This window comes from Bartonella sp. AA83SXKL, assembly GCF_042196965.1.
In the GTDB taxonomy this organism is placed as follows: domain Bacteria; phylum Pseudomonadota; class Alphaproteobacteria; order Rhizobiales; family Rhizobiaceae; genus Bartonella.
In genome coordinates, this window is record NZ_JBHIRG010000107.1 from 1 (window position 1) to 1,030 (window position 1,030).

A 1,030-nucleotide genomic window follows, 5' to 3' on the forward strand; every position below is an offset into this window, starting at 1 on the left:
TTTTCTTCATTATTCCCCTCTTTCAATGGATTTATTTACAATAAAAAAGCTCATAAGCCTGTTGATATTTCCTGTCACCGCTTCATTAAAACAACGGTGAACAATATTGAAATGTTGGATTGAGGGAACAGTCCCGCCATTCCAAGAGAAGGCAAGGATGGCGGATTGTTGATCATCACAAGCAAGACTTAAGGATAGCATTCATATTGTTCTGGATGTTTTTTACAAAACGGGCTATTTAAGCGCTTCTTGACACTGCGCTGTGGAACAACAGCACCTGGACGACAAATGGGCAAGTTTTCGGCTTTATGATTTCCACACCAGCCCCCCCCCCTATCATATTTATCATGGAAACCAGCTTGAATCATACAAGCTTCTATGGTTGCCCATGCATTGTTGCTTAAATTTCTGTTTTCTGGAAATACATCATAAGGAGCTGGCATTCCACATTCTAAAAGTGCTTTTTTTACCTCAAGCCGATCTGCTCCTGATTTCTCCCACACCGTGAAGTATCCTGCAGGAGGTTTATTAAACTGACATCCAGCTATACTTAACAAAGTTACAGCGCTTAATAATTTTAAAGTTTGTTTCATTTTTTCCTCCTTAAAGGGAATTGTACTCGATGGGAAAGTCCATATATATCTCGACATTTTGGACCCGCATCTCCAAGGCAAGTATGAGGATTATAAGGATTTTTGAACATATTCCATGTTTCTTTCCACCAGTTACTGCCAGCAGGTATTGTCTCATAAGTATAGCCATTGCCGCCAATCCATCGGCTTACAAAGTCATATCTATGCCCATCAAAACCAATAGTGGTTTGTTTGCCATCACTCACATAACCTAACAGACCGGATGCAACTAAAACATTAAAGGCTGGTCCATAGAAATTGATATTCGTGTTGTCGGCTATACCGTGCACACCTTCTTGTTTGAAAGAATACAGCATATTTCCCAATGTCATGGTACCACGGCTATGTCCATAAAGTTCTAACCCTGTAATACCATGGCTATACACCAAATCTTTTGC

1 protein-coding gene and 1 pseudogene are annotated in these 1,030 nt (G+C 40.1%); both read right to left on the bottom strand.

The features are described 5' to 3' along the window. Window positions 1-188 precede the first annotated feature (188 nt). Complete coding sequence (locus tag ACFINO_RS09965; RefSeq protein WP_375612686.1) at window positions 189-593, bottom strand: hypothetical protein; 405 nt, start codon at window positions 591-593, stop codon at window positions 189-191. Then, window positions 590-1,030: pseudogene (locus ACFINO_RS09970) on the bottom strand (filamentous hemagglutinin); the annotation flags it as partial. The pseudogene ACFINO_RS09970 and the gene ACFINO_RS09965, both read right to left, overlap by 4 nt.